This is a genomic window from Pseudidiomarina halophila (assembly GCF_003987215.1).
GTDB classification, from domain to species: domain Bacteria; phylum Pseudomonadota; class Gammaproteobacteria; order Enterobacterales; family Alteromonadaceae; genus Pseudidiomarina; species Pseudidiomarina halophila.
In genome coordinates, this window is the sequence record NZ_PIPW01000001.1 from 1211152 (window position 1) to 1237460 (window position 26309).

20 protein-coding genes are annotated in these 26309 nt (G+C 51.2%); 5 read left to right on the top strand and 15 right to left on the bottom strand.

Annotation, left to right across the window (positions count from 1 at the left end):
- Positions 1–6: 6 nt before the first annotated feature.
- The 4 genes from parC to CWI69_RS05760 form a co-directional block, all read right to left on the bottom strand.
- A complete protein-coding gene (gene parC / locus CWI69_RS05745; protein WP_126762673.1) occupies positions 7–2247 on the bottom strand; it encodes a DNA topoisomerase IV subunit A in 2241 nt (746 codons plus the stop codon).
- Positions 2248–2261: 14 nt separating this feature from the next.
- Positions 2262–4154: a DNA topoisomerase IV subunit B gene (gene parE, locus CWI69_RS05750; RefSeq protein ID WP_126762675.1), complete on the bottom strand. Its 1893-nt coding sequence runs from the start codon at positions 4152–4154 to the stop codon at positions 2262–2264.
- 76 nt (positions 4155–4230) lie between these two features.
- The gene (locus CWI69_RS05755; RefSeq protein WP_126762677.1) at positions 4231–4671 is read right to left on the bottom strand and encodes a DUF1249 domain-containing protein; all 441 of its coding nucleotides are present in this window, start codon (positions 4669–4671) and stop codon (positions 4231–4233) included.
- Between the two features lie 9 nt (positions 4672–4680).
- A complete protein-coding gene (locus CWI69_RS05760) occupies positions 4681–5286 on the bottom strand; it encodes an NUDIX domain-containing protein (protein WP_126762679.1) in 606 nt (201 codons plus the stop codon).
- Between the two features lie 251 nt (positions 5287–5537).
- On the opposite strand from CWI69_RS05760, the gene tolC reads away from it, so the two are divergent.
- Positions 5538–6896 carry an outer membrane channel protein TolC gene (gene tolC / locus CWI69_RS05765; protein WP_126762681.1) on the top strand — a complete coding sequence of 453 codons (1359 nt, stop codon included), beginning with the start codon at positions 5538–5540 and terminating at the stop codon, positions 6894–6896.
- On the top strand, positions 6889–7815 hold the full coding sequence (gene lpxL / locus CWI69_RS05770; protein WP_126762879.1) for an LpxL/LpxP family Kdo(2)-lipid IV(A) lauroyl/palmitoleoyl acyltransferase: 927 nt from the start codon (positions 6889–6891) through the stop codon (positions 7813–7815). The genes tolC and lpxL overlap by 8 nt, the downstream gene beginning before the upstream one ends.
- Here lpxL and glnE read toward each other — a convergent pair.
- Both glnE and CWI69_RS05780 read right to left on the bottom strand, forming a co-directional pair.
- Positions 7812–10583: a bifunctional [glutamate--ammonia ligase]-adenylyl-L-tyrosine phosphorylase/[glutamate--ammonia-ligase] adenylyltransferase gene (gene glnE, locus CWI69_RS05775; protein WP_126762683.1), complete on the bottom strand. Its 2772-nt coding sequence runs from the start codon at positions 10581–10583 to the stop codon at positions 7812–7814. The genes lpxL and glnE overlap by 4 nt on opposite strands.
- Positions 10583–12130 (bottom strand): CYTH domain-containing protein, encoded by a 1548-nt coding sequence (locus tag CWI69_RS05780; protein ID WP_241971039.1) that lies wholly within the window; start codon positions 12128–12130, stop codon positions 10583–10585. Before CWI69_RS05780 ends, glnE begins: the two co-directional genes overlap by 1 nt.
- 169 nt (positions 12131–12299) lie before the next feature.
- Here CWI69_RS05780 and putA point away from each other — a divergent pair, with 169 nt between their 5' ends.
- Positions 12300–15467, top strand: coding sequence for a bifunctional proline dehydrogenase/L-glutamate gamma-semialdehyde dehydrogenase PutA (gene putA / locus CWI69_RS05785; RefSeq protein ID WP_126762685.1), 3168 nt, complete (start codon positions 12300–12302; stop codon positions 15465–15467).
- Here the strand turns inward: putA and CWI69_RS05790 are convergent.
- From CWI69_RS05790 to CWI69_RS05800, 3 genes are read right to left on the bottom strand one after another with little or no spacing between them, the layout of a single operon-like run.
- Entirely contained in the window at positions 15464–17239 is a 1776-nt protein-coding gene (locus CWI69_RS05790; protein ID WP_126762687.1) for an acyl-CoA dehydrogenase C-terminal domain-containing protein, read from the bottom strand. The genes putA and CWI69_RS05790 overlap by 4 nt on opposite strands.
- 54 nt (positions 17240–17293) lie before the next feature.
- Positions 17294–18016 carry a general secretion pathway protein GspB gene (locus CWI69_RS05795; RefSeq protein ID WP_126762689.1) on the bottom strand — a complete coding sequence of 241 codons (723 nt, stop codon included), beginning with the start codon at positions 18014–18016 and terminating at the stop codon, positions 17294–17296.
- Positions 18016–19452, bottom strand: a complete 1437-nt coding sequence (locus tag CWI69_RS05800; protein ID WP_126762691.1) for an ExeA family protein — start codon at positions 19450–19452, stop codon at positions 18016–18018. The genes CWI69_RS05795 and CWI69_RS05800 overlap by 1 nt, the downstream gene beginning before the upstream one ends.
- 104 nt (positions 19453–19556) lie before the next feature.
- On the opposite strand from CWI69_RS05800, the gene CWI69_RS05805 reads away from it, so the two are divergent.
- A complete protein-coding gene (locus CWI69_RS05805) occupies positions 19557–20666 on the top strand; it encodes a tRNA nucleotidyltransferase/poly(A) polymerase-related protein (protein WP_126762693.1) in 1110 nt (369 codons plus the stop codon).
- Here CWI69_RS05805 and CWI69_RS05810 read toward each other — a convergent pair.
- From CWI69_RS05810 to folB, 3 genes are read right to left on the bottom strand one after another with little or no spacing between them, the layout of a single operon-like run.
- Positions 20655–21449, bottom strand: coding sequence for an undecaprenyl-diphosphate phosphatase (locus CWI69_RS05810; protein ID WP_126762695.1), 795 nt, complete (start codon positions 21447–21449; stop codon positions 20655–20657). The genes CWI69_RS05805 and CWI69_RS05810 overlap by 12 nt on opposite strands.
- Before the next feature lie 11 nt (positions 21450–21460).
- Positions 21461–21991: a 2-amino-4-hydroxy-6-hydroxymethyldihydropteridine diphosphokinase gene (folK, locus tag CWI69_RS05815; protein WP_126762883.1), complete on the bottom strand. Its 531-nt coding sequence runs from the start codon at positions 21989–21991 to the stop codon at positions 21461–21463.
- Positions 21992–21998: 7 nt separating this feature from the next.
- On the bottom strand, positions 21999–22352 hold the full coding sequence (gene folB / locus CWI69_RS05820; protein ID WP_126762697.1) for a dihydroneopterin aldolase: 354 nt from the start codon (positions 22350–22352) through the stop codon (positions 21999–22001).
- Between the two features lie 98 nt (positions 22353–22450).
- Between folB and plsY the strand changes: the two genes are divergently transcribed.
- Positions 22451–23041, top strand: a complete 591-nt coding sequence (plsY, locus tag CWI69_RS05825; RefSeq protein ID WP_126762699.1) for a glycerol-3-phosphate 1-O-acyltransferase PlsY — start codon at positions 22451–22453, stop codon at positions 23039–23041.
- On the opposite strand, the gene tsaD is transcribed toward plsY, so the two are convergent.
- From tsaD to CWI69_RS05840, 3 genes are read right to left on the bottom strand one after another with little or no spacing between them, the layout of a single operon-like run.
- Positions 23038–24063: a tRNA (adenosine(37)-N6)-threonylcarbamoyltransferase complex transferase subunit TsaD gene (tsaD, locus tag CWI69_RS05830; RefSeq protein ID WP_126762700.1), complete on the bottom strand. Its 1026-nt coding sequence runs from the start codon at positions 24061–24063 to the stop codon at positions 23038–23040. The genes plsY and tsaD overlap by 4 nt on opposite strands.
- Positions 24064–24114: 51 nt before the next feature.
- Positions 24115–25227, bottom strand: coding sequence for a PilT/PilU family type 4a pilus ATPase (locus CWI69_RS05835; protein ID WP_126762702.1), 1113 nt, complete (start codon positions 25225–25227; stop codon positions 24115–24117).
- A 33-nt stretch (positions 25228–25260) separates the two neighbouring features.
- A complete protein-coding gene (locus CWI69_RS05840) occupies positions 25261–26298 on the bottom strand; it encodes a type IV pilus twitching motility protein PilT (protein ID WP_126762704.1) in 1038 nt (345 codons plus the stop codon).
- Positions 26299–26309: the final 11 nt, after the last annotated feature.

The window sequence follows — 26309 nt, forward strand, 5'->3', positions numbered from 1 at the left end:
GTCCGATCAGTCCTGACTATCTACGGTAATTGCATCAACCCGCTGTAATCCGCGTGGCAATTTATTACCTCGACGGCCGCGTTCACCGCGATAATGCTCGAGATCTGCAGGCTTTAGGGTCAACTTACGTTTACCAGCTAACAAGGTGATTGCGGCATCGGCTGGCACAACATTGGTGGCCACCACGTATTCTTCCCGGGACTGGGCGCGCAACGTAGGAATGCTAATCATCTTATTGCCCTTGCCTTTCGACAACTCCGGCAACTCTGTGAGTGGGAAAATCAACATCCGGCCTTCATTTGAAACGACAACCAGCATATCCGTCGCGACGTCGCTCACTTTATTCGGCGGCAAGATTTTTGCTCCGGTAGGTAAATTAAGTACCGCTTTACCGTTTTTATTACGACTAACCAAATCACTGAACTTGCAGACAAAACCGTAACCTGCATCAGAAGCTAATAAATAACGCTGCTCATCCTGCGCCATCAGCACATGCTCGACAATTTCACCAGCAACCAGATTAAAACGGCCGGTTAAGGGTTCACCCTGAGTTCTGGCCGAGGGCAACAGGTGCGCTTCGCAAGAGAAGCTGCGCCCGGAACTGTCGAGAAACACAACTTGCTGATTACTCTTGCCTTGCGCACTGGCAAGGAAGTTATCACCTGACTTGTAAGCGAGGCTGGTGCCATCAACATCATGCCCCTTGGCAGCGCGTACCCAGCCTTTTTTCGAAAGCACAACAGTTACCGACTCAGCTGGCGTAAGATCACGTTCGCTGAGAGCCTTCGCTTCCTGTCGCTCGACTAACGGCGAGCGACGGTCGTCGCCGTATTTCTCGGCGTCAGCAAGAATCTCTTTACGCATTAAGGTTTTCAGGCGGCGGTCAGAACTTAGCAGCGTTTCCAGCTTTTGACGTTCCTGCTCTAACTCGTCTTGTTCGCCTTTTAACTTCATCTCTTCTAACTTCGCTAAATGGCGAAGTTTCAGTTCGAGTATCGCTTCGGCCTGGGTTTCCGACAGTTTGAAACGCTTTATCAGCTCTGCTTTTGGCTCGTCTTCATAACGGATGATTGCGATAACTTCATCAAGATTAAGGTATGCAATTAATAAGCCTTCAAGGATATGCAGGCGTGCCAGAACTTTATCTAAGCGATGCTGCAAGCGGCGTGTCACCGTGGTTTGGCGGAACGTCAGCCACTCTTTCAACACGGTAAGTATTGGTTTTACCTGCGGACGGCCATCAAGACCCAGCATGTTCAGGTTCACCCGATACTGTTTCTCCAGATCGGTAGTCGCAAACAGGTGTTGCATCATCTGTTCAATGTCGACGCGATTAGAACGCGGAACCACGACCAACCGCGTCGGGTTTTCGTGATCTGATTCGTCGCGTAAATCCGACACCATGGGCAGTTTTTTCGCTTGCATCTGGCCGGCGATCTGCTCCAGAACTTTCGAACCGGACGCTTGATGAGGCAGCGCATAAATAACCACTTCACCGTCTTCAATCAGGTATTTCGCACGCATCCGGATGCTGCCGCGGCCGGATTCGTAGAGTTTTACAATTTCATCCTGCGGAGTAATGATTTCAGCGTCGGTCGGGTAATCTGGTCCCTGTAGATGCTCCATTACTTCGGCAAGGTCAGCACTTGGCTTTTCGAGGAGCAGCGCACAGGCATGGGCAACTTCCCGTGCATTGTGCGGTGGAATATCCGTCGCCATACCTACCGCAATACCCGTCACCCCATTTAACAAGATGTGCGGGAGTCGGGCCGGCAGCATCCGCGGCTCTTTCATGGTGCCATCGAAGTTTGGTGTCCAGTCTACCGTGCCCTGACCCAGCTCACTTAACAGCAACTCACTGAAGCGCGATAACTTCGCTTCGGTATAACGCATCGCAGCAAATGACTTAGGATCATCCTGCGAGCCCCAGTTACCCTGACCATCCACCAGTGGATAGCGATAGGAAAAGGGCTGCGCCATTAACACCATGGCTTCGTAGCATGCGCTATCGCCATGGGGATGAAATTTACCTAACACGTCACCCACGGTACGCGCCGATTTTTTATACTTTGCCAGCGCTGACAAGCCAAGCTCTGACATTGCATAGATGATACGCCGCTGCACGGGCTTAAGGCCGTCACCAATATGTGGCAGCGCCCGATCCATGATCACGTACATGGAGTAATTTAAATAGGCGTCCTCAGTAAAGCGGCGTAACGGAATTTGTTCTACTGTGTCTATCGACATTCTTATTGTTCTCCTTACAGCTCAGCCAGATCGACCAGATTGCCTTTACTTTCCAGCCAGTCACGGCGGTCACCGGCACGCTTTTTCGCCAACAACATATCCATCAGCTCTTCGGTGGCAGCTTCATCGTCCACAGTCAATTGCACCAGGCGTCGCGTATTTGGGTCCATAGTTGTCTCACGCAGCTGTAGCGGATTCATTTCGCCCAAACCTTTAAACCGTTGCACGTTGACTTTACCTTTGCGTTTTTCCGCATCAATTCGATCCAGAATGCCCTGCTTCTCATCCTCATCGAGAGCGTAGAAGACTTCCTTACCAACATCGACACGATACAGTGGTGGCATTGCTACATAGACATGGCCGAAATTCACCAGCGACCGGAAGTGGCGGACAAATAAAGCACACAACAGAGTCGCGATATGGAGTCCATCTGAATCGGCATCAGCCAGGATACATACTTTGCCATAACGTAATTTTTCTAAATCTTCCGAGTCTGGATCGACACCCAGAGCCACGGAGATATCGTGGATTTCCTGTGAACCCAAAATTTGGTCTGATTCAACTTCCCAGGTGTTGAGGATCTTACCGCGTAACGGCATCACCGCCTGAAAATCTCGGTCCCGGGCCTGCTTGGCCGAGCCCCCAGCCGAGTCCCCTTCCACCAGAAACAGTTCACCTCGCGACGGGTCCTGGGTCGCACAATCGGTCAGTTTACCCGGCAGCGGCGGTCCCTGAGTAACCTTCTTACGCACCACTTTTTTACTGGCGCGCATGCGCCGCTGGGCGTTGTTGATACATAGATCGGCTAACTGTTCAGCTTGCTCGGTATGCTCGTTTAACCATAAGCTGAAGGCATCTTTTACCACGCCTGAGACAAACGCTGAGCACTGCCGTGACGACAGCCGCTCTTTGGTTTGTCCGGCAAATTGTGGGTCCTGCATTTTCACAGAAAGTATGTAGGTACAACGTTCCCAAATATCTTCCGGTGTCAGGCGAACGCCACGCGGCATAAGATTGCGAAACTCGCAAAACTCGCGCATAGCTTCTAACAGACCTTGCCGCAAACCGTTGACATGAGTACCGCCTTGCGGCGTTGGGATCAGGTTGACGTAACTTTCGGCCACGCCTTCTCCACCTTCAGGTAACCAGGTCACCGCCCAGTCCACGGCTTCTTCATTACCGGCGTAGCTGCCAATAAAAGGCTCTTCTGGCAGGGTTGGCAATTCTTGTACTGACTCGACGAGATAATCCCGCAAGCCGTCTTCGTATTGCCAGGTTTGCTCTGTCGAATCGACTAAATTGCGGAAAGTAATTTTCAAACCCGGGCAAAGCACTGCTTTCGCGCGCAACAAATGCGTCATTTTCAGTACAGAAAATTTTGCTGAGTCGAAATATTTCGGATCCGGCCAAAACCTCAGCGTAGTGCCCGTGTTGCGTTTGCCGACAGTGCCCGTGACCGTCAAATCACTGACTTTATCGCCATTTTCGAAAGCCATTTCATAAACTTGTCCGTCACGTTTAACCGTAACATCAACCCGTTTTGAAAGTGCGTTCACCACGGAAATACCAACCCCATGCAAACCACCGGAAAAGTTGTAGCTCTTATTCGAGAACTTTCCGCCGGCATGGAGTTTCATCATGATCAACTCGACCCCTGGCACCCCTTCTTCAGCGTGCACATCGACCGGCATACCACGACCATCGTCCTGTACTTCTAACGATTGATCCGGATGCAAAATAACCAGCATCTCTCGAGCGTGGCCAGCCAGAGCCTCATCGACACTGTTATCGATGACTTCTTGACCAAGATGGTTCGGGCGAGTGGTATCGGTATACATGCCGGGGCGACGACGCACCGGCTCAAGGCCATTGAGGACCTCAATCGCATCTGCTTTGTAATCTGACATGCGCTCTTCTTTTCGGTGACAAGAATTGTTGTTATAGGATGCTCATATACTGTTACAGGATGAGCCGAAACTCAAGCTAGTATTCGGTTGCTAAACCCTGTTCGCGGATAAGCTCAAGCCATTCCTGTAAAAAACGATTCACCTGAAATTTCTCGTTGACTTGATGCATAGCGCGATTTGGTTGTTCGTATACGGCTTGCAGGCGCGTCACATTTTGACTGCGCGTGACTTCCGCAAGCTGAGCGTCGTGGTACAACCGCACCTCAAGTTCAGTTTCCACTAATCCCGGCAACTGTGCCTGAAGCGCATGCTGTTTGATGCGAACATCGGTGGTGTACGGTGCACTCTGAATCACTGCGACCCGAAAGTGTAAATGTGAGCCAACCTTAATCAGGTATTCACGCCCCTGTTTCACCTGCGCCAGCACTTTAACCAGCGCAGCATAGTTTATTGCCGCAAGGCGTTGCAATGCGGCTAAGTCAAACTGGTAACGTTTTCGCTTCACGTCTGTAGTCATAGAACTCAGTTAATCTTCTCGTATCTGTTGCAAATGAAGTTGTAACCATTGTAGCCCAATCACGCTGGCTGCATTGTTAATTTTTCCGTGCTCCAGTAACTGCACGACTTCCTCGCGAGGTAAAACGTGTACCCGGATATCTTCATTCTCACTCGCTAAGCCACCTTGTTTTGCCGCTTTACTACTGTCCACACGTGCTACGTAGATTGAAATTTTTTCAGTACAGCCACCCGGCGTTGATAAATAGGTTAAAGCGAAATCAAGCTGCCCGGTAGTCAGCCCTGCCTCTTCCTGTAACTCACGATGTGCCACAGCCTCTGGTTGTTCCTCGGGATCATCGATCATACCGGCCACAAACTCGAGTAGCCAGGGTGAGTCATCTTGTTCGAGAGCGCCGATGCGAAACTGTTCTAACAGCACAAGCTGGTCGCGTTCAATATCATAAGGCACCACCACCACCGCATGTCCGCGATCCATAACTTCGCGATCAAATTCTGGCGACCAACCACCACCAAACAATTTATGTTTTATACGGTAATTAAAAATACTCAAAAAACCTTTGCGAATAGGCTTTTTCTCAATAACTTCATAATCATCATGGCTAAATTTTTGCACGTTAAACCTTCTGCGTTGCTGTTGCGTCTAAATTGTTCTGATTCGCTCTTTAAGCGTTTTACGAGAAAGTGTATGTTTTAGCGCACAAATCTCATAATTGGTTACATTTAAGCATGTCCTGTTGCAACTGAAAGCATGAATCCAACCAACTATCGGGTGTATGCTAGTAATCATTCAAATGTGTATGTAAAATACCAAACAATTAGCAACGGTCATCTGAGCCAGACAAACCTATCAGGATAACTGAACTCATGAATAAAAAGTTTCTTTCAGCTCTCATCGGACTCACTTTTGCTGCGGGCAGTTCCGTCACCTATGCTGACGATCTCGCGCAGATTTTTCAATTAGCTCTGCAAAATGATCCCACCCTGAAGCAGGCACAAGCAGAAAGTAATGCTGCGCGTGAGGGTGTTAACATCGCTCAGGCAGACTGGTGGCCACAGGCGGATTTATCCGCAGGGTATTCTCGCACCACTCGCGAAACCTTAGATTTCGACAGTGGCGGTAATATGTTTATGTACGATATTACCAGTACCGGCTGGAATGCAGGGATCAACCTGAGTCAAACACTCTTTAGTAAAGCGGTTTGGGAGCAGACCGAAATCGCTGATAAACAAGCATATCAGGCTGAAGTGAATTACCTGAGTGTGCGCCAGCAGTTGATGATTCGCGTGGTTAACGCTTACTTTACTGTACTTGAACGTAAAGATGATTTGGAATTCGCTGAAGCAGAAAAGCGCGCGATTGAACGTCAGTTAGAACAAACTAAGCAACGTTTTTCAGTAGGTTTGACTGCGATCACTGATGTGCACGAAGCGCAAGCTCAGTTTGACAACGCAGTTGCACGAGAGATCCAGGCTCGTAATGCAGTTGAGATCGCCCGCGAAAGCTTACGTGAGATTACCGGTCGTTATCACGAAGACCTGGCGGAACTGAATAAAGAGGAATTTTCGCCGACACTACCAAATCCAGAAAATCCTGACGCATGGGTCGACATCGCTGAAGATAAAAACTTGCAGTTGCTGGTTCAACGCGTCGCCGTAGAGGTTTCTAACCAACGAATTGATTTAGCACAAGCTGGTCACTACCCGCGTGTCTCACTTTCTGGTAGCGTTTCGACGCAGGATAGCGAGAGTGAGGTGCTTGGGCAAACTACAAATCCACCGCGTATGGATAGTACGTCCATTGGTTTAAATTTGAATGTTCCGCTGTTTAGTGGATTCCGTACTTCATCACAAGCAGACCAGGCGCGGGCAAACTATGTTGCCAGCAGCCAACAACTTGAGCGCACACGACGTGATGTAGAGCGCCAGGTCCGTAGTTCTTATTACGATATAGTAGCTGCCATGGCGACGATTCGCGCCCTGGAGCAAGCCGTGGTTTCTGCCGAAAGTGCTTTAAAGGCAACACAAACAGGTTTTGAAGTCGGTACCCGGACCATTGTTGATGTACTTGATAGCACACGTAACTTGTTTAATGCCCGCCGTAATCTGTCGACTGCACGTTACAATTACATCCGTCAATCACTGACACTGCAACAAGCTTCCGGTAAAATCAGTGAACAAGATCTGATGGCAATTAACGCAAGTCTGATTAATGAAAATAATTGAGAAACCGAAGTTCGAAGCAAGGTTTTTACTTCCTAAATATTGGCTGACCTGGTTAGGGGTCAGCCTTCTTTATTTGATATCCTGGCTTCCCTACAAATGGCAACTGGCCATGGGGCGAGGTCTGGGTAAACTGTTCTATAGATTCGTTCCTAAACGCGCACAAGTTGCACGTCGTAATCTCGAACTCTGCTTTCCTGACAAATCGTCCAGCGAAATCGAAGAGCTACTTCGCAAAAATATGCAAAATACAGGCATTGCGTTTTTCGAGACGGGTATGGCGTGGTGGTGGCCGGACTGGCGGGTTCGCCGTAAACTTCATGTGCATGGCGTTGAACATCTGCAAGCACCGCTGCGTGAAGGCAGAGGCGTATTGCTCTTACTGTTCCACTTTTTGAGTCTCGAGATGCATGCCCGCTTGCACGGTTTTATTCAGCCTGCAGTTGGCCTTTATCGTCCGCACAATAACGCGTTGATGGAATTTCTGCAGACCCGGGGACGGGGCCGCTCCAACAAATACCTGATCCCGCGGACCGATGTCCGCAGTATGATGCAGGCGATTGAGCAAGGTGAAATTGCTGGTTACCTTCCTGATCAGGATTATGGTCGGCGACGCACAGTTTTCGCACCGTTTTTCGCCGTTGAGAAGACCAGTACCACCACCGGGACGCTATTATTCGCTGCCAACAAGAAATGCGCCGTACTTACCGCCACCTGTTTTCGTCGCGCCGATGGCAGTGGTTACGATGTCACTTTTTACCCTGAATTTGGCAACTTTCCGACCGGCGATTCGGTCGCGGATGTCACCAGGGTGAACAAAATGGTGGAGTATGCGATTATGCAACGCCCCGAGCAGTACATGTGGGTGCACCGCCGCTTCAAAACGCGACCTAACGAAGACGATCCCAGTCTGTATAGCTAAGCAAACCACTGACGCCAGGCTTGCTGGACGATACTACGCTCTTTTTCTACGGGCAGGTGAGTCAGCGAGCCGCGGTCGTCTAATGCCAGCTGATGTAACCACTCGCGCTCGCGTATGTAGACATCGATCAGGGCCTGGGCTTGCTCAGTACTGATAATACCCAGCTCACCGGCACACTCGATAATACGCACGTTATCGGAATAACGCGGCAATTTCGGATAGTCGTGACTAAATCGCAGTACCAGATACTGCACCAGAAATTCGATATCGGTGATGCCTCCTACCCCTTGCTTTAAATCAAAGCTGGAGCGAGCTTTCGACTCGTTGTCACGCTGCTCGTTGTGCTCGCGCATTTTTTCGCGCATCGAAACGACGCTTTCGGCCAGCTCCTGTTGGTCACGCTTACGACGCAACTGGGCATCCCGCAGTTGTGCAAAAGCTTCACGCAATTTATCACTACCGAATACCGCTCTTGCCCGCACTAAAGCTTGTAACTCCCAGGTCCAGGCATCCTCAGCTAAATAGTTGGCATAGGTTTCAATACGGCTGACCAATAAACCGGCTTTGCCCGACGGCCGTAAGCGCATATCGACATCGTACAACACGCCAATCATGGTCCTGGTGGTAAACAAATGTAAGATACGCTGCGCCAGACGCAGGTAAAACTGCTGCACCTCGAGCGGTTTGGCACCGTCCGTTTCACCCTGATAATCGCTATCGGTAATAAATACCAAATCAAGATCCGAACTGTAACTCAGTTCCAATCCCCCGAGCTTGCCATAAGCGATCACCGCCAATCCGGTGTCTTCCATGGAACGTCCCGGCGGACAACCATGGCGTGCGACAAGATGCTGCCAGGCCAGATGCACGACATGCTCAATAATTGCTTCGGCAAGGTAGCTTAAGTGATCACTTACTTTCATCAGCGGTAATGCGCCGCTGATGTCTGCAGCTGCTATTTTTAATTGACAGGACTGCCGCGCCTGGCGCAAGGCATTCATTTGTGCTTCCAGGTCATCCTCCTGCTCCGGAATGCGCACCATATAGTCGTTAATAATGGCTGGATAATCGCACAGTTCAGGAAGTTCGTAGAGGTGCTGGGGATCGATGAGTTCGTCAAGCAAAATAGGGAAATTTGCAAGATGCTGGGTGATCCAGGAACTCGCTCTGCATAGCTTAATTAACTGCTCTCGAGCGCCAGCATTTTCCACCAATAGCTCAACATAGGCAGTACGGCTCATAATCCGCCGTAACACGGTAAATACCCGCTCCAGCACAACTTCTGCGTCGGCCATTTGCAGACTACGCTGTAACAGTAGCGGTACCAGTTTCGCCATCGCTTTACGACCGCGCGGCCCACTCCCACGTTTACGCACTTCCTGGCGTAAATCACTTACCGAAATCCAGACTCGCTGAGCGCGTTGCTTATTCAGGCCGGCGTCGTGCAATACATCAAGCGCAGTGTCGTCTTCGATCATGTCCTGCCACAACAGTTGTAGCGGGCCTGCATCCTCATCGTCACTGTCGTTATCCCCAATGACGCCCTGAAAGTGCCTGTGTACTGTCGCCATGGTGGCCTGAACTTGCTTGGTCAGCTCTTGCCAGCTAAGTTCAAAAGCTCGGGCTACGCGTGCCTGACGCTCGCTATCACTGGGCAACGTCTGCGTCTGTTCATCGTTAAGCTGCTGAAGTACATGCTCAACTTTGCGCAGAAACTCATAGCAAGCCATAAGTTCTTTGACGGTGGCTTGCGGTAACAAGCCAAGCTCACCAATCGCCTGGTAAGCACTATAGATAGAGGCCGTTTGCAGTTGCCTTTGCTGACCACCACGGATCAACTGGAACGTCTGCGCGATAAACTCGACTTCACGAATACCGCCAGGACCAAGCTTAATATTGTTCTGCACCCCCTGCCGGCGGGTCTCCTGGGTGATCAGGGTTTTCATTTTGCGCAAGGCATCGATCGCCGAGAAATCAATATAACGGCGGTAAATGAAAGGTCGTAGCAGTTGCCGCAGTTGCTGCTCGTACGCAGCCGGAGCGCCGATCAAACGCGCCTTAACCATGGCATAACGTTCCCAGTCCCGACCTTGTTCCTGATAATAGTTTTCCAGCGCTGCCAGACTGGTCACCACTGGCCCGGACTGGCCAAAAGGACGCAGCCGTAAATCCACCCGGAATACCCGGCCGTCGCCGGTGACGGTATCCAATAAGCCTACTAAGGATTGTGCCAGCTTGGTAAAAAACACATTGGTTTCAATAGGTTTCCGGGGGTGGTCCGTTTCGCCATGTTCGGGATAACAAAATATAAGATCAATATCTGACGAGAAGTTAAGTTCGCGGCCACCTAGCTTGCCCATGCCAATAATCAACAGTGGCTGGGCATTACCCTGCTCGTCACGCGGGCTACCATAACGCTCGCTCAGTTGTGGGTACAGCCAGTCACGAGCAGCTATAATAAAGGCGTCAGCGGCAGCTGAAATATGGGTTAGCATTTCCCGCAACTGCAGCTGCTGCGCCAGATCAGCGGCGGCTAAACTGGCGAACCAACGCTGCCGGAAGTGCCGCAGCACCTGCTGAGCTTCACTCTCAGTGGTTACTTCCTGCAACGCATCACGTAACAGCGGCAGATAATCGTCAGGTTCGGGTAAGCGAACCTGGCCAGCTTCATCGGTAACAATAGCATCAGCGTCATTTTGCCAGACTGTGGCAATGAACTCGCTTACTGAACACCAAAATTCCTGCTGTTGCGAATGCTTTGTCATCATTAACCTAACCAATAAGGCTCTTGTTTTAAAGCCGCTTTGCGTGAGTGCTCTAAGGCATAAAGTAAGGATTCCAACTGCACAGTTTGCCAGTTCAATAACCGCTCAGGCTGATGGTCATCGTTATCCTTGATTGCATCACGAAGTAATTTCAACGCCATGATTTCCCGGATCCCGCGAACCATATCTTGCCAGGGCGCACGAAACTGCTCTCTGTCTTCTTCATCGAACAGGTAGCCGACACAATAGCCGAGTTGCAGTGAGCCTTGCAGCAGGGGTAATTGTTTAAGGTAGTATTCGGGTTTCAAATCGCCTTCTCTGGCAAAGGCATCGATCACATTTTGCCAATCTTCCCGCAGCCGTTGACTTGCCCACTGCCGTAACGGCAGTTGTGCGACCTGTTCGTGGCGCGGCTGTTCATGACAGAGCGCGCCCAGTTCCAATAAGGTCAGTTGATAATCATCACGAATACTTAAACTCTGGACCAGTTCTAACTGAACTGCATGCTGTTGTTGTTCCTTAATAGCTTCGTACAGCTTCGGGTACTGTTCCAGTGCCCGGTGATATGCGCCATCTTCGGCGGTGAGCTCTGTCAAACCGTCGTAACGGCTAAGCCAACCCAGATGGCCCAGCATTTGCTCCAGCCGTAAAATGTGATCGCCGACATCAATTTCCAACGTGGCAAGCTGCTGCAGTACAACTTTACTCAATCGGATACCATCGGTAATACCCGCCACCGCACGCACACTTGGGACTTCGGTTAAACAGGCGTCATTGTGCTGCCAGTACTGCAAAGCGTAGGTCAGCGCCCGGTACAGTCCGGTCCCCACGTCGTCGTTAGCCTGTTGCGGCACAAAATGCGCATGCGTGAACGGCTCTAACACCGTTTTACCGGCCAACATGTAACCGCGCGCCGCTTTACTAAGACTGCCCAAACGCGCGTTTAAACGGGTAATAAAGCGCCGCGCCAAACGATAGGCATCTGCGATCTCGCCCTGCTGCACCTCAAGCTCAATTTCGGCCAGTGGTCGCTGTTGCTCGCCTACGATGATTGAACCTTCATCGTAAACCAATTCGATCTGTCCTTCGCCACTGGGCAGGTACCAGCGATAGCGGGTGAAATCCGTCCGAAAAATTTCCTGCAGTTCGCGATTAATATCGAATAAAGCAAAATCATCAGGCCAGATATCTTCTTCAAATAAGGTCAGATCCGGTTGTTCTGAGGTGATCACCGTGTTGTATTCTGGCCGGCTATGCACCCCACCTAAGACTTCTCCGGCAAGCTTAATGGTTTGTTCACGGTCGTCACCGCGTTGGCGGATCCGTAAGCCCATGTCATGCTGGCGTAAGCGCAAGTCCTCGGTATCGAAATAACGGTTACTAAGCTGTAACTCAGTCATCTTCGCTTCTTTCGCAAGGCTTTGGCACAATGCCAGCACTTGTTCGCGACTTGCACCTTCCACTAACAGTTTGATTTCAATTTCCTGGCTCACAAAAACTCTCACGTGCTTGGTCTGGATCAGGTTATCTACGGTACTCGCAGCCTGCATGCTGGTCAACTGAAATGGTCTTGACAGAGAGGCACAAAAATTGCACCGTGGGCGGCGAGAAAAGATTTAGAAATCTGATTGTATGGGCTTTACGTGCGCAAAAAAAGACATATACTTGCGCGCAAATTATGCCCTCTCCAGCCCTAGGCTGAGTCTTACAGGAGATGCTATGTTCAAAGCCAGTGATGTACTTCAGGCTCAGTATACCGGTGCCGACCTCGGCACCTTGCAGCGCGCGATCACAGAGAACTATTTAGTTGATGAAGACGCGTACCTGCAAGAATTGATGCAACTAGTACCTAGTGATGATGAGACCCTTGACGCGGTAACTGAAAACTCCGCCAAGTTGGTTCATACCGTGCGCGACCGTGCAGATGGTGGCGGCGTCGACGCTTTTTTACAGGAATACAGCCTCGATACCAAAGAAGGTATCATCCTGATGTGTCTGGCCGAAGCGTTACTACGGGTACCTGACGCGCGGACTGCCGATGCGCTGATTCAGGATCGCCTCTCAGGCGGAGCCTGGCAGAAGCACATGGGGCAAAGTGCCTCCTGGCTCGTCAACTCCGGCACCTGGAGTCTGGCGTTAACCAATGCAGTGATCAATCCTACCGGTCAGCCCATGGAAACCCCAAGAGGGGTGTTCCGGCGTTTAACCCGACGCCTGGGCATGCCAATAGTACGCAAGGCTACATATGCCGCGATGCGCATCATGGGCAAACAGTTTGTGCTTGGCCGAAGCATCGAAGAAGCCCTGAAGAATAGCCGCGCAAATCGTGACAAAGGTTATACCCACGCCTATGACATGTTAGGTGAAGCAGCATTAACTATGGCGGATGCGCGCCGCTACCATGAAGAGTATGTGAATTCTATTAAGGTGGTGGCTAAAGAGGATTTTAACAATCCGAACGCACCGCGACCGACGATTTCAATTAAACTATCAGCATTACACCCGCGCTACGAAGCTGCCAACCAGAATCGGGTACTGACCGAGCTGGCGCAGAGTCTCACCGACCTGGTGAAGCTGGCAAAAGAAGCTGATGTCGGGGTCAGTATTGACGCCGAAGAAGCCGATCGTCATGAATTATCGCTGGAATTATTTGAGAAAGTATATCGCAGCGGTGTCTGTAAAGGCTGGCCACGCTTTGGCATGGTGGTTCAGGCCTACTCCAAGCGGGCCCTGCCAACATTATGCTGGCTGACCGCGTTGGCCCGTGAGTGCGGTGATGAAATTCCGGTGCGGCTCGTCAAAGGCGCATACTGGGACACCGAAATCAAACTTTGCCAGATGAATGGCTTGACCGGTTACCCCGTGTTTACCCGCAAGGCGAACACTGATGTCAGCTACCTCGCCTGCTCTCGCTACTTGATGAGCGAGTCCACCGACGGTGCGTTGTACCCGCAATTCGCGACCCACAATGCACAAACGGTAGTTGCTATTCAGCAGATGAACCAAAGTGCAAAGCGCCGCATTGAGTTTCAGCGTTTACATGGCATGGGCGATGAACTCTACGATACATTACTGCAGGAAGCCCCAGACACCACGGTGCGGATTTATGCTCCGGTAGGTGCCCATAAAGACCTATTGCCATATCTGGTCCGCCGCCTGCTGGAAAACGGCGCGAACACCTCGTTTGTGCATAAGTTAGTCGACCCGGAAACACCGGTTGACGAGCTGATCAAGCACCCGATGCGCACCGTCGCCAAATATGAAACTTTGGCTAACACTAAAATTCCATTGCCGACGCAGATTTTCAGCGATCGCAAAAACTCGTTAGGATTGAACATGAATATTCATTCGCAAGCAGATGACTTTATTGCTGCGGTGCAGCAATACCGTGATAAACAGTGGCAAGGTGGTCCAATCGTCAATGGTGAACTGGCCGACGCTCATCACCGGGTAAGCATTACCAGCCCGCAGGAAACACAACGACAAATCGGCAGTATCAGCTGGGGCGATAAAGCACTTGCTGAGCGGGCTTTAAACAGCGCCAATGCTGCGTATCGCCGCTGGCGCGATACCGATGTCGAAGTGCGGGCAAAAGCACTGGAAAAATTCGCCGATTTGATGGAAGCGAACCGTGACGAGATGATCGCTCTGTGTTCCCTTGAAGGCGGTAAAAGCCTGCAGGATGGTATCGATGAAGTTCGTGAAGCGGTCGATTTCTGTCGTTACTACGCAGTTGAAGGCCGCAAGTTAATGGCCGACAGCACAACCTTGCCAGGCCCGACGGGCGAAACCAATGAACTGCTGGTGCAAGGTCGCGGTACCTTCATATGCATCAGCCCATGGAACTTCCCATTGGCCATTTTCACCGGTCAGGTGGTTGCGGCATTGGTTACCGGTAACTGCGTCATCGCCAAACCGGCAGAGCAAACCGGTCTTATCGCCTTCCGCGCAGTCCAGTTGCTGCTCGAAGCAGGTATACCAGGGGACGTGCTGCACTTTATGCCAGGTAGTGGCGCGGAAGTAGGCTCTTTCCTGGTTAGCCAGGAAGATATCGGTGGCGTTTGCTTTACCGGTTCAACCTACACTGCGCAATCTATTAACCGCGCGCTTGCCGCACGTACCGGTGCAATTGTGCCGCTGATCGCTGAAACCGGTGGACAGAATGCCATGTTGATCGATTCAACAGCACTTCCTGAACAAGCCGTCACTGATATTGTTGATAGTGCGTTCAAAAGCGCCGGTCAACGCTGTTCAGCGTTGCGGGTCTTGTTCGTCCAGGATGATATTGCCGACCGCGTTATAGAGCTGCTGAAAGGCGCTATGGCGGAGCTGGAAGTAGGCGATCCGATGCTGCATGAAACCGATGTTGGTCCGGTAATTGATGGAGTCGCAAAGAGCAACCTTGAACAGCATATCAGCGACATTTCGCAAGCGGGCCGCTTAATTGGACGGGCGCCAATGCCCGACTACACCAATGGCGGAACTTTCGTTGCACCAACAGCGATCGAAATCGATAGTATCAACCAGCTGGTAAAAGAAAACTTCGGTCCAATTTTACACGTGATCCGTTATTCAACGGACAATCTTGACGACGTCATCAACAGCATCAATGCCACCGGCTTTGGTTTGACCTTTGGTATTCATAGCCGCAATGAAACATTTGCTGCCGATGTTGCACGCCGGATTGACGTAGGTAACGTTTACATTAACCGTAACCAAATCGGTGCCGTGGTTGGTGTCCAGCCGTTCGGTGGCCGTGGCATGTCGGGTACCGGTCCAAAAGCAGGTGGGCCACATTACCTCACCCGCTTTATCACTGAGAAGACCCGCACCAACAACATCACTGCTGTTGGTGGTAACGCAACCTTGCTCTCGCTGGGCGATTAAAACTCACTCAGCTCATGCAAGTACAGTGACTGGCTGCCGTCTTCGACGGCGGCGGCCAGACTTTCTATCCGGGGCAATAACCGCGCCATAAAGAACTTGGCGGTCTTCACTTTACTCGACAAGTGTGGGCGCTCAGCGGTCAAAGGTAGCGCAGCTTTTGCCATGCGTAACCAGAGATAGCCGTAGATCACGTATCCCAGCAAGTGCAGATATTCCATCGCCACACTATTGATCACATTTTCGTCACGACCCACCTGTGATAACACCTTTTCAGTGACAGCCGATACACGTTTTACAGCTTCAGCAAGTTGCTGGTATTCAGCCTCAAGCTCAGCTACCGGCTCGTCTAACACCGCCTGAATATCTTCTAATAACGGCTTAAGGAGTTCACCGCGTGAGCCGGCAACTTTGCGGCCCAGAAGATCCAGTGCCTGAATGCCGTTGGTTCCCTCATAGATTTGCGCAATGCGACAATCGCGCACCAGCTGCTCTTGGCCCCACTCGCGGACATAGCCGTGGCCACCCAAAATCTGTTGGCCAATGACAGTAGTCTCAAAGCCAGTGTCGGTGATAAATGCCTTTGCAATTGGGGTGAGCAGCGCCACCAGAGCTTCGGACCGGACTTTCTCTGAAGCATCGTCACTGTATTTCGCGGTATCCAATTGTTGCCCGACGTAAGTCGAGAATGCCCGGCCGCCTTCAACAAAGGCTTTCATGGTAAGCAGCATACGCCGCACGTCGCCATGTACAATAAGCGGATCCGCTTCTTTATCGAAGTTCCGTGAAACCTGCGCGCCGCGCCCCTGAATGCGCTCCTGCGCATACTCCAGCGCCGTTTGATAAGAGCGTGCAGCTGCACCTAAACCCTGGATGCCTACGCCTAAACGTTCGTAGTTCATCATCGTAAACATCGCCGGCAAACCCTGGTGGGGCGCACCCACCAACCAGCCCTTGGCAGCATCAAAATTCATCACGCAGGTTGCTGATGCATGAATTCCCATCTTGTGTTCGATGGAGCCGCACTGAACCCCGTTACGCTCACCCACGTTGCCATCGGCATCAGGTAAAAACTTAGGCACGATAAACAGACTGATGCCCTTGCTTCCGGGTGGTGCGTCAGGAAGCTTTGCCAGCACCAGGTGAACGATATTTTCCGTAAGGTCGTGTTCACCTCCGGTAATAAAGATTTTGGTACCGGTCACCGCGTAGCTGCCATCGGCTTGCGGCTCCGCTTTAGTTCTTATGATGCCAAGGTCGGTGCCAGCATGAGGTTCAGTCAGACACATGGTGCCGGTCCATTCGCCTGCAGTCATGCGTGGTAGATAGAGGTTTTTTAGCTCGTCACTTGCGTAGGCATCAATGGTAATGATGGCACCGGCGGTGAGGCCCGGGTACAGTGAAAACGAAATATCCGCAGCGCAAAGCATTTCTTCGTACTGGGCAGAAACAACTTTTGGTAAGCCCATGCCGCCAAACTCGGGGTTGGCGGTGACGCCGACCCAACCACCGGCAGCAAGTTGCTGGAAGTTCTCTTTATAGTTCGCAGGTGTGGTGACCACACCATTATCGAATGTGACGCCTTCTTCATCGGCAGCCCGGGCGTGCGGCGCGATCATTGATTCCGCTAATTTAGCAGCCTCATCAATAATCGCCGTCGCCATATCCATATCAACTTCGGCAAGTGCGGAAAAGCGCACCCAGTCCTGATCTGCATGGAACACGTCTTGCAGCAAAAACTGCATGTCATCCCGAGGAACCCGATAATCAGCCATACACCACCTCAATAAAATCAAACAATGAATTTAAACAGGTGTTTTAATATCAACTTAACGCGGGCTTGTCCAGTCTTCGAGTGCAGGTTGTTGAAAGGCATCATTGCCAAGCGCCAGTACAACATGGCTTGGAGCAATAGTAAGAATTTGAATTCCCTGCCAAAGATCGCCTTGTCGCAAGCGCTGTCCGGCAAGTTCGATAAAACGTTCATTGGCGCGTGAAGAATACTGATGGGCATCGTAACTGAAACTTGGGATCTGCGACTGTAAGCGACCGCTGAGTTCACTGATTCGTGGTAGCACCGAGTTCTGCTGACTGCCCGGGGTGCCCGTAGCGACAATGGCTTCTTCAAAAGCGGTGAGTAAGTCTGCCGGAACCTGATTGAGATCGACGCCCTGATTCTGTGCAACGGCCGCTGGTTCTGAAAAGCTTGATTGCGTTTCGCGCTGACGTTCTGGCATCTCTGCATCTCTTGTCTGCTGCACAGAATCTGCTGCAGGAGCAGGTAGTTTCACCACACGCACCGGTTGTGGCGTACCCAGCTGTAACTGTTGTTCCGCTGCAATAACTGGAGCTACAACTGGTTGCTGCGCCGGATCCGGTGCCATCAGCCACTGCACCAGAAACCACCCCGCCACTGCGGCGAGCGGGACTGCCAGCCATGCCAACCAGCCAAAAGATCTGGGTTGGCGCGCCGCCGGTTCGAGTATCACCGCGGACTGCACCGGCAAAAGTTTAGACTGTTGCTGCCGTAGCGCTTTCAATACTGACGACATTAGTACTGCTCCCGGGGTTCTGCTTGCTGTAAGCGCGGTCCGATGATCGTGTGGTGGCTGGCCAGCCAGGCCAGAGTAATACCATCAAGCTCACCGGTTATCGGCAAACCATGTTGTTGTTGCACAGCCTGGGTCAACTCGGCTAAGTCCTGACTGGGCTGTGCAACGTAAGTATTCAACTGCTGTTGCAGCCAGAGCTGATAGGTTTCAGCATTGGCTAAACTGTAGCCCGGCGGATGCGGAAATAACGCCATGAACCCACCGGTCCAGTTATCTGCGGGCTGAGTGTCAGTAGCAGCAATCCACTGCCAGTCGCCCGATTCCAGTTGTAACAATACCGGCAAATTCAGTGCGCGGATGCGATCGAACCGCAACTGTCCGCTGACGCAACCGAGTTGATACGCCACCACCCAGTCACATAAGGTTTCGTCGCTCGCCGGTTGCGGTAACTGCCAGGCGCGCAGTAAGTTCCTTATCGGTTGTTGCTGTACAACCGGCACAACCGCATCAATCGCCGGAGTGGTCGTAGTTTGCTGCCACCACCAACTACCCACAGCTCCAAGCAATAAGGCAAGAACCGTTGCAGCTACAACACCCACTGGCCTGGAGTCCCGTCGCGTGGCACTGCTATCAAGCTCTAACTCCTGTGCCGCATGACGGATCTGTGCCCGACCCACGACCTGTACCTGATCGTTATAAGCCGCCAGCAAAGCGCGATCACAAAGTAAATTCAGGCGTCTGGGTATACCGCCACTGTAACGATGCACTAACCGTAGCGCAGTTTTATCAAATAATGATCGCTGTGCCCCGGCGACCTGCAGTCGGTAGTTGATGTAGCGTTCAGTATCAGCTTCCTGTAGCGGCAAAAGATGGTAACGTGCGGTGATACGCTGCGCCAGTTGCCGTAACTCACGACGCCGCAACAAATCCTGCAATTCAGGCTGACCAATGAGTATCACCCGCAAGAGTTTACTCTGATTGGTCTCCAGGTTGGTTAATAGCCGCAATTGTTCGAGCACTTGTGGCCGCAGATGTTGTGCTTCGTCAATAAGTACCACACACTGCTCACCCTCAGCGTGGGCCGCGAGTAAGAACTCTGAGAGTTTGTCGGTCAGACGTTTATTGGTGATATTACGTTTTGCATAACGGATGCCAAACTCATCGCACAAGGTGGCGAGCAGCTCTGTTTCATTAAGCATCGGGTTAAGGATAAAAGCTGTGCGCGTTTGCTCTGGCAGCTGTTCAAGTAAGGCACGTGACACTGTTGTTTTTCCCGTGCCCACTTCACCCGTCAGCAGAATAAAGCCGCCACTACCTTGCAAGCCATAGCTCAAATGAGCAAGAGCCTCCTGATGACGTTCACTGAGAAACAGAAAGTTAGGATCAGGCGCAATAGAAAAGGGTTCTGTTTGTAAACCAAAGTAGTTCAGATACATAGTTTGCGATCATTTGCCAACGTGAAACGATCTTCAGTGTAACGACTGACTTGCATCAGGGCTAGTCATTCGCCATCATCAGGATAAATAAATAGGAGTCTGGTGTGAAAGTCTATCTGGTCGGTGGCGCCGTGCGCGACAAATTATTGGGTAAAACCGTACATGAACGCGACTACGTGGTGGTCGGCGCGACCCCGGAAGAAATGTTAGCCCGCGGCTTTCGCCAGGTAGGTAAAGACTTCCCGGTATTCTTGCATCCGCACACCGATGAAGAATACGCTCTGGCCCGCACCGAACGTAAGTCAGGTCGCGGCTATACCGGCTTTACTGTTGCCGCGGATCCCTCGGTTACGCTCGAACAGGACTTACAACGACGCGATCTCACCATTAATGCTATTGCTGAAACTGACGATGGTGAGCTTATCGATCCATACGGTGGCGTGGCAGATCTTAAAGCACGCCGCATCCGGCACGTATCCGCAGCTTTCGTTGAAGATCCATTACGGGTGCTGCGAGCGGCGCGATTTGCGGCACGATTTGCTGACGATGGCTTTGTCGTCGCCGCGGAAACGCTCGAACTGATGCGCGAGATCAGCGCCAATGACGAGCTGGCCACACTCGCCAACGAACGCGTCTGGCATGAAACCGTAAAAGCGCTAAAAACGGCCCGACCCGATGTTTATTTCCAGGTTCTGAAAGACGCTCATGCCCTTTCGCCCTGGTTTCCCGAACTGGAACAGGATGAGACCTTTAAAGCCGTTACCACACGCTTAGCCACGCTTGACGTAGCTAGCACAGAATTAGTGTTCGCCTTGTGGATGGGCGAGCTGCCCGACACGGGAGAGGTGAACGCCTTGTGTGACCGCTTACGCGTTCCAAATCAGTGGCACAAGCTCGGTCAACTTGCGTGCCAATGGCATGCCGCTAAGCAATCGCTCATGCAAAGTTCGGTAGTTATTGACTGCCTGCAGCAAGCTGATGTCTGGCGCCGGCCCGAAAGGTTCCAGCAATTATTGGAAATTTGGCGTGAACAAGGCCTCGGTGCCACTGACAGGGAGAAGTTACAGCTTGCCTTTCATACCGCCAGCGATGTTTCTGCCGGCGCACTGCTTACGCAAGCACGTGAACGGGGAGAAAGTCTGGTTGGTCCGGAAATAGGCGCAGCAGTACAACAAGCGCGTAATGCTGCGATTACCGAGGTCTTAAAGGAATAAGTAAAGAAGGACGATGCCAAGCACCAGCCGGTAGATAACAAAAGGCAACATTCCCATGCGCTCAATCACCTGCAGGAAAAGCTTGATACATATGTAGGCGGCCACAAAAGCAATAGACATACCCAGCGCAACCATGCCCCAGGCAACTGGTTCTGCCTGTTGTATGAGCTGTGAGCCCTTATAGCCACCCGCCAGCAGAATAATCGGTATCGACAATAAAAAGGAAAAACGGGCTGCATCCATCCGCGTTAAGCCCAACAACAAGCCCGCAGTCATGGTAATGCCCGAACGTGAGGTTCCGGGGATTAACGCGATTGCTTGTGCCCCGCCAATAAATAGTGCCTGCTTCAGCGTCAACGCCTTAAGTGACGAAGTCTCGCTGGCACGTGCGTCGGCGTACCAAAGCACCAGACCAAAGACAATGGTCGAGCCTGCGATGACCAGAGCCGAGCGGCCAAAATTCTCCAGTAAATCGTTGCCGAGTAATCCCGCCAGTGCCGCAGGAACGGTTGCCCAGACTATAAACCAGGCTAAGCGGCTGTGACTGCTATGCTGTCCACGCAGACTGTTAAACCAACCAACAGCTAATTCCATCACCTCTTTGCGATAATAAAACACCACTGCCGCCAGAGTCCCAACGTGTACCGCAACATCAAACGCCAGGCCTTGATCGGGCCAGCCCAACAACTGCGACGGTAAAATCAGATGGGCCGAACTTGAAATAGGTAAAAATTCAGTAAGCCCCTGAATAAGAGCAAGAATGATAGCTTCAAAGGTACTCAACTTAGCTGTCCTTATGCATTGTTGGGAGTGATCAGGTAAGGCAGATCTTCAAACGGGAATTCTATCGGTTGTAACCGTTGTGCGCCACGATAATTCTGCCAAAGCTGTGCAAATGTTTGTCCCTTCACGGGGTGATACAGATGCGGTGCCAGCTCAGCCAGCGGCCATAAGACAAAAGCATTGTGTAAAATTTCCGCGCGTGGAAGTTGCACCGGGCTATCACAGACTTTATCGTCGTAGAGTAGCACGTCAATATCAAGGGTTCGGGGGCTGAACCTCGCGGCGCTGGATGGGTGCCCATGGGCACGTTCTATGGCCTTACAGGATTTGCTTAGTTCGATAACTGAGAGGTCAGTAGTAAGAGCCACAACCGTATTCAAAAAGTCATGCCCGGCAAACCCAATGGCCTCACTCTCATACACCGAAGCCACCCGCATGGGATATTCGGCAGAGGCAAACTGCTTATGCAACGCCCGCAGGCCCGCGGCGATATGATGATGTCGTTGTCGATTGCTTCCCAGCCCTAAAAATACCTGTGCCAGCGGCATATCAGTTACGACTCCGGATAATCTCAACTCCGACAGTCTCTGCTGCGGCAACCGCCATTGGCTTGCTGACACGCACTTTGACACTCGGCACCTGAAATTCATTTAAAATCAACTGCGCCACTTCTTCGGCTACTGTTTCAATCAGCTGTCGCGGTCGTGACTCAACCAACTTCACCACGGCTTTGCTCAAGGCATCGTAATCCAGCGCATCCGCTAAGGCATCACTGGCCGCGGCAGCTGCTTGGTCCCAGTCCATGGTCAAGTCAAACAGCAATGGCTGCCGCTGCTCATGTTCCCATTCGTAGACACCAATCAGGGCATCTGCGCGTAAGCCTTTAACAAACACTTTATCCATTAAACACTACCCTTATTATCAGCGTAGAAATTTCTTCCATAAGCGCTTATGCTTAAGGCTTTGCATAGTAACGGAAAGCGCGCCGGAAAATAAACTATATGGGTGCAATAATTGTATTGGCCATCATCGTGGCCTATTTATTCGGATCACTTAGCAGTGCAGTTATCATTTGCAAACTGTTTGGCTTGCCTGATCCCCGCGTCACAGGCTCTAAAAACCCCGGTGCCACCAACGTTTATCGTCTGGGCGGTAAAGTTCCCGCACTGCTGACCTTAAGCTTTGATGTTCTGAAAGGCATGATCCCAGTTTGGATATCTTATTTCCTCGGCATCGGCCCACTATTTCTGGGTATGATTGCCGTCGCGGCTTGTCTTGGCCACATTTTCCCACTGTATTTTCAGTTTCGCGGTGGTAAGGCTGTCGCTACCGCCCTAGGTACAATGTTTCCGGTCGCCTGGGAAATGGCACTGCTGCTTATTGCCACCTGGTTGCTGGTGTTCCGCATCGGCAAAGTTTCATCTTTAGCCGCTATTATCACGGTGACGCTCGCGCCCTTTTACGCCTATTGGATCAAGCCGCAGTACACGGTTCCGACAATCATGATTTCAATTCTTATTATCTGGCGTCATCAGGCCAATATATCCCGTCTGCGCCACGGCAGTGAGCAGCGCATTAAACGACGTCACTAAATGCTTAGTTTCGGTTCTGCCAGTTGTTCCAGTGGCCAGCGCGGAAACGTCTTCACTGCAGTACCCACCTGCTCGCCAGCAGCTAAGCGTTGAGCTCCGGCAAACGCAATCATGGCACCATTATCAGTACAGAATTCCGGACGCGGAAAAAATACCTGGCCACCAATTTGTTCTGCAAATGCCTGTAATTGCCGGCGCAACTCTTTGTTCGCACTTACCCCACCGGCCACCACCAGCCGTTTAAGACCAGTTTCACGTAGCGCCCGGCGGCATTTAATCACCAGGGTATCCACTACCGCTTCCTGGAAAGCGCGGGCAATGTTCGCGCGGGTTTGTTCATCGGCGCCAGCATCTGCAATAGTATTTGCAGCAAAAGTCTTCAGACCACTAAAGCTGAAGTCCAGACCCGGTCTGTCGGTCATTGGCCGCGGAAATTTATAGTGACCTGCTTCTCCCTGTTCAGCCAGCGCCGCCAATCGCGGTCCGCCGGGATAATCCAGTCCCATAAGCTTTGCAGTTTTATCAAACGCTTCACCTGCGGCATCATCTACCGACTCGCCCAACAGCTGATAACGACCAATCCCATCGACCCGCACGAGTTGTGTATGACCGCCAGAAACAAGCAACGCGATGAACGGGAAATCTGGAGCCTCAGGTTCAAGCATCGGCGCCAACAGATGGCCTTCCATGTGATGCACAGCGACTGCCGGAACTTGCCATCCCAACGCTAAGCTACGACCAATACAGGCACCTACCAACAATGCCCCCACCAGGCCAGGGCCCGCGGTATAAGCGATACCGTCGATATCGGCAGAGGTCAGTTTGGCTTCGGTAAGTGCGGCTTGAATAAGTGGCAGGGTTTTGCGGACGTGATCGCGTGATGCCAGTTCTGGCACCACACCACCATAATCCGCATGTAATTTCACTTGCGAATACAATTGATGAGCTAACAGGCCCTGTTCTGTATCGTAAATCGCGATTCCTGTTTCATCACAGGACGTCTCGATGCCTAAAACGCGCATGGCTAACCTCGTACCACCACCATAAATTAGAGTGCGGTAGTTTACTCGAAGTTACTCAAGATCGACAGTCACTCCTTTCATGCCACCTTCATCACCGGGACGGGATTCGCCACTTAGTTTAATACGCAAGCGCAGATCATTAGGTGCATCAGCGTGGCGGATGGCTTCTTCAAAGGATATCTTCCTTGATTTATAAAGATCGAACAGTGCCTGATCAAAGGTTTGCATGCCCAATTCACGCGATTTGGCCATGATTTCTTTGATTTCGCCCATATCATTCTTAGCAATTTTTTCTGCCACGATAGGACTGTTCAACAGCACTTCAATTGCTGCCACCCGACCGCCATCCGATGTTGGCACCAATTGTTGGGCGACGATACCGCGCAGGTTAAGAGATAAGTCAAACATCAACTTGCCAACTTTCTCTTTCGGGACCATGTGCATGATCCGCTCGATAGCCTGGTTCGCATTATTGGCGTGCAAAGTAGCGACGCATAAATGCCCAGTTTCCGCAAAAGTCAGCGCGTATTCCATCACTTCCTGCGAACGGATCTCACCGACTAAAATAACATCAGGAGCCTGCCGTAAGGAGCTCTTCAGAGCTGCTTCAAAACTTTCAGTATCCGTGCCAACTTCACGCTGGGTTACCATCGACTTGCCATGCTCATGAACGAACTCTACGGGATCTTCAATAGTTATAATATGCCCCCGTGAATGCTGATTACGAAAACCAAGCAAGGCAGCTAGACTGGTTGATTTACCGGTACCTGTACCACCGACCACCAGCATTAGGCCACGTTTGGCCATAATCAGCTTGGTGAGAATTTCTGGTAGTTTCAAATCGTCGACCGTCGGAATTTCCGTAACAATTCGCCGAATGACCATACCGGGTCGTTGCCGTTGCCAGAATGCGCTTACCCGAAACCGCCCGATGCCCTCACGAAAGATCGCAAAGTTTGCTTCGAATTCTTTGAAGAACTCATCATGATGCTTTTCACCAAGGGCATCCTTTACCAGCTCTAACGCACCTTCTTCCGAGAGCTTTTGCTCACTAAGATGACGTAACTCGCCGTTAATTTTCGCACTAGGCGGCAAATTCGCTGAAATAAAGAGATCCGAGGCCTCTTTCTCAATCATGATCTTAAGTAACTTATCTAGCAACATAGTGCTTCCTCGATTCTGATCAGTCGCCATTGCTTATTTAAACGCCTCTTTATTGGCCGCTTTCGCGCGCGCGTCGACACGAGACACCAGGCCCTGATTGAGAAGATTCAACAAGCCTTGATCCAAGGTCTGCATACCATGCGAGGCGCCGGTCTGAATGGATGAATACATCTGCGCAACTTTATCTTCGCGAATCAGGTTTTTAATCGCTGAGGTCGCAATCATGATTTCATGTGCAGCTATACGCCCACCGCCCACACGCTTTAACAAGGTTTGCGAGATAACAGCACGTAGCGACTCAGATAACATGGAACGCACCATAGGTTTCTCATCACCGGGAAATACGTCAATAATACGGTCTATGGTTTTTGGCGCAGAGGTAGTATGCAAAGTACCAAAGACCAAATGCCCCGTTTCCGCCGCAGTCATTGCTAAGCGAATGGTTTCCAGATCCCGCATCTCACCGACCAACACCACATCCGGATCTTCACGCAATGCCGACCTTAATGCAGCACTGAAGCTGTGAGTATCGCGATGAACTTCACGCTGGTTAATCAGGCTTTGCTTATTTTTATGCACAAACTCAATAGGATCCTCGATGGTGAGGATGTGGTGATGCTTGGATTCATTGATAAAATCAACCATAGCCGCCAGGGTCGTCGACTTACCCGAGCCGGTAGGTCCGGTCACCAGCACTAAGCCGCGCGGTTGATCAGCGATGGTTTTAAAAATCTCCGGACAACCCAGTTGTTCAAGCGTTAGTACTTCACTGGGAATGGTCCGTAAAACCGCACCACAGCCGCGGTTTTGTACGAACACATTGACCCGGAAACGGGCTAGATCAGGCACTTCGAAGGAAAAGTCACACTCGAAATTTTGTTCGTATTCTTTGCGCTGGCGGTCGTTCATGATGTCGTATACCAATTCCTGCACTTGCTTATGGGTCAGTGCTGGAATATTAATTTTACGAACATCACCATCAACCCGTATCATAGGGGGTGAATCTGCCGAAAGGTGTAAATCCGACGAGTTATGTTTGACGGCAAAGCCTAGTAACTCAGTTATATCCATACCAGTTCTCT